This is a genomic window from Pirellulales bacterium (assembly GCA_036499395.1).
GTDB lineage: Bacteria > Planctomycetota > Planctomycetia > Pirellulales > JACPPG01 > JACPPG01.
This window is the reverse complement of record DASYDW010000145.1, coordinates 1-3477: the sequence shown is the minus strand read 5'-3', so window position 1 is coordinate 3477 and position 3477 is coordinate 1. Positions and strand designations below refer to the sequence as shown.

Here is a 3477-nt window from a genome sequence, read left to right as displayed (position 1 = left end):
AGGCGCCGGTTGAGAAACTTCACGCCCGACGGGGAAAGGCCGAGGGCTTCGCTTTGCTCACGCGCGCTGGGCCACACGATCGGCCGCGCATCGCCCATCCAGTCTTGCGGCCTGGTCATGGCGAAGAAGTAGTCGATCGCGACCAAGACATTGCCACGAACGCCCATATAGCGCGCCGCGCCCTTGAAGGCGGCAAGCAGATTGCCGGGCTGGAGACCTTTGTCATCGAGCGCCGGCGGACGGCCATAGCGTTCACGAAAACTGTCGGCAACCGGCGAAACATGCCGCGGATGGGCAGGCAGTTCGCTGAAAGCACTTCCAAGCATGATGGTCACCCCTTTTGGAGTGCGCGAAGTCAACTTCTGGGAAAGCAAAGCTCCGCCTTGCGCTGAATCAGGTGCGCTTGACGATGGTGCTGTTGGGGTGTTTATTGCGTTATCTGACGACGCCGCGGACACCTACAGCCAAGGTTTCCCGAGAAATTTCAAAAAGCCTGGAGCGCCAACTCCGGGCTTTTTTATTGTCTTGTGCGCACCTATCTCCTCAATCGTTCATGGCCTCCTGAACGGCCGCTGTGGCGGGCCAGTGGCGCCGCAGCGGAATTTGGGAGGCCGACGCCCCTGCCGTTTGGCAACAGTTTTCCGATGCCCACCAAGGGTGAACATGGACGCGGCCGTCGGGCCGTCAGGTACCGGGGATCACGGCAGGCAAGGTTCGAGCGTCAGCGGAAATGCGGTTTCCACTTGATCGTTTGCGACCTCAGCGTCTATTTTGGGGGAAGTGATTCGTTGACTTGCCGGTCCGCGATTCCCAAACTAGACGTGCTATCCGTCGTGATTTTCAAAGGCCCGAGCTCCAACTCGGGCTTTTGTGTTTTAGGCCGTGTGCCGGTCGGCCGAACGTCCCTCCAATAACAAATGCTCGACCACCTGGCCGCGATTGCGCAGGCCGTGGCGCGATTTCTGGGCGTCGAGTTGCTCGACGCAGGATTGCGGCAGCACCAGAAGGATCTCGGTCATGCCGGCATCGCGCTGGCGCTGGCGCACCGCGCGCGATCGCTGGCGTTTGGCTTCTGGGGTTTCCGACGGATACACGCGGCGACTCGCTGCTAGTGGCGATGTCAAGCTGAGTGCGATTCTGGCGACAGAGTCGAGCCGACTCATGTGCCGTCCTTTCCGTCCGCCTGTTTTGCGAAGTCGGCCATCAGATCGGGAAGTTTCTTCGCCAAATAGTCGGCGAAGGCCGGCGCGTGCTTGCGGTCCACCGTCACGACCAGGCGGTGCGCGTTGCTAGCCACCTTGCCGATCTTGGCCCCCTCCCCGTCTTTCAGAACGTCCGTCTTGGACTTGGCCGGCGCGGGCTTCAGCGCCGACAGCACAGCACGGAAGCGGTCGTCGCTGTCTTGGGCCTGCGTCAGCGGGGCGGCGGCTGCTTTGCGTGCACTGTCGATTTGCTTGGCCGTCTTGAGCAATTCGGCCAATTCAATCCAACCCCGGCGTCCTGTGTTGGGAGCCGGGCCGATGGCCTCGATCAATTCTTCCGGAATGGTGTGGGCGACCGACAGCATGTTGGACAGATCGCTTTTGTAGATCGACAGCGCCGCCATGATGGTGGCGCGGCTAAACTGCCGGTTCTCCAAGCGACGGGCGAACTGCGCCTTCTCAATGTAGGACAGGTCTTTGCGGGCGTGGTTTTCCTGGCCCTGCGCCACCACCATTTCTTCGTCGGTGAGCTCGCGCACGATCGCGCGCACCGGCAGACCCAGGATGGAGACGGCGCGGACACGGCGATGACCGAAGGCCGTTTGGTAGCGTCCCGGAACGTCGGGGTGCGGGCGAACCAAAATCGGGCTGAGCTGCGTGCTTTCTCGGATCGCGTCGACCAAGTCGGACAATGCCGCGTCGGTGAGCGGCATGCGATCTGATACGAAGGACGGATCGATCAGCGTGGTATCGAGCTCAACAATGATTTGGCCGGACGCGAGCTTTTTCTCGATCTCTTCCGCATGCTTGCCGCGCTCGTTTAGCTTGCTCAGCGAGGCGCCGAACGCTCCCACCGGCTGGCCTTCTTTGCGGGGGGCCAGTGTCTCTAACCCCATGAGCGGCTTGCGCGCCACGCGCGGTTCGACCGGCACCGCAGGCGTTTCGCTCCCGGCGCCTTCTGCTGGCGTTTTGCCAAAGATCTGACGGCTCACGATGCCCTGCCCCAAGCGCCTTTGATGAGCGCCTCGATTTCGGAATTGACGTTGTTGACCGACTCCATCGCGCGGTCATAGGTGGATTTGGTGAGCGCGCTGCGTTCGATTTCGAAGATCGTCTGGTTGGTCAGCCCCGCGTCGGAAATCGCGGTGCTTTTGAGCATGGGGTGATTGAGGACGTGTTCGCCAAAGATGGAGCGCAAGAATGCGACCATCTGATTTTGCGGGCCGTCGCCGGGCTCATAACGGGTAACCAGATACTTCATCCAATCGTAGTCGGTGTCGGCGCCGGCATCGGCGACGGTGGCCAGCAGATCCCCTGTCATCTGCAGGAACTGGCTCATCGACATTACATCCAGCATTTGGGGATGGATGGTGATCAGGACGGAGCTGGCAGCGGTCAGCGCGGCGAGCGTCAGGTATCCGAGCTGCGGCGGGCAGTCGATCACCACGACGTCATAGTGATCCTGAATCTCGGCTAGGGATTGGCCGAGGCGCGCGAAGAACAGGGTATCGCCCTGCTCGCGCTGCATCAGCGCTTTGGGGGTGTCGTATTCGAACTCCTGAAGTTCGAGATTGCCCGGAATGAGATGCAGGCCTGGGATATAGGTTTCCCGCACGACCTCGGCAATCGGCCGGCGGTGTTCGTCGTAGCGGATCGCGCCCAACAAAGTTTCGTTTTCGCCGACATTCAACTCGGGTTGCTGGCCGAAGAGGGCTGTCAGGCTTGCTTGGGGGTCCAGATCGATCGCGAGGGTGCGATAGCCATGCAGGGCGAGAAATTGCGCGAGGTGGGCGGCCGTCGTTGTTTTGCCGCTGCCACCTTTGAAGTTCATGACCGTGATAACTTGCAGGTGCTCCCCTGCCCTGCGGTGCGGCACGTACCGGCGATCACTGCGGGCACCCTGGTCGAGCTGCAGACGAATGTCCGCAATGTCACCGACCGAATAGCTGCGGCGGTTGCCCTTCGTGGGCTGGCCGCGTTCGGCGCCCAACTGGCGCAGATAGCCTTCGGCGATGCCGAGTAGCTTGGCCGTCTCTGCCGAGTTGAAATTGCGAATCGTCTTTTCCGCCTCGGGGGGAAAAATTGTACGATGGTGCGCCTGCAGCTGACGCGACAGCGAGTCGCCGTGCGAGCGGATCAGCGTTTTCAGTTCGGACGGGCGATCCACAGGAGCCTGTTTCTGCGCCATTTCTCGAATGTTCCCCTTCAAACGCAAACTGCGCGAAAAACCGCAATTACGGCAAAAAGCCGCAGTTACGGTTTCCTACGATTCCGA

General features: G+C 61.0%; 4 protein-coding genes. All 4 read right to left on the bottom strand.

The genetic code is table 11. The features are described 5' to 3' along the window. On the bottom strand, nucleotides 1-326 hold a 326-nt coding region (locus VGN12_30360), incomplete at its 3' end, for a helix-turn-helix domain-containing protein (GenBank protein ID HEY4313783.1). A 549-nt stretch (nucleotides 327-875) separates the two neighbouring features. Beyond that, the gene (locus VGN12_30355; GenBank protein ID HEY4313782.1) at nucleotides 876-1094 is read right to left on the bottom strand and encodes a hypothetical protein; all 219 of its coding nucleotides are present in this window, start codon (nucleotides 1092-1094) and stop codon (nucleotides 876-878) included. A 65-nt stretch (nucleotides 1095-1159) separates the two neighbouring features. Then, nucleotides 1160-2194, bottom strand: coding sequence for a plasmid partitioning protein RepB (gene repB / locus VGN12_30350; GenBank protein HEY4313781.1), 1035 nt, complete (start codon nucleotides 2192-2194; stop codon nucleotides 1160-1162). Continuing rightward, entirely contained in the window at nucleotides 2191-3390 is a 1200-nt protein-coding gene (gene repA, locus VGN12_30345; protein ID HEY4313780.1) for a plasmid partitioning protein RepA, read from the bottom strand. Before repA ends, repB begins: the two co-directional genes overlap by 4 nt. Between the last annotated feature and the right edge of the window lie 87 nt (nucleotides 3391-3477).

Bases quoted from the DNA above. Each gene is read 5' to 3' on its own strand.
- repA (HEY4313780.1), bottom strand. From the start codon at position 3,390: ATGGCGCAGAAACAGGCTCCTGTGGATCGCCCGTCCGAACTGAAAACG.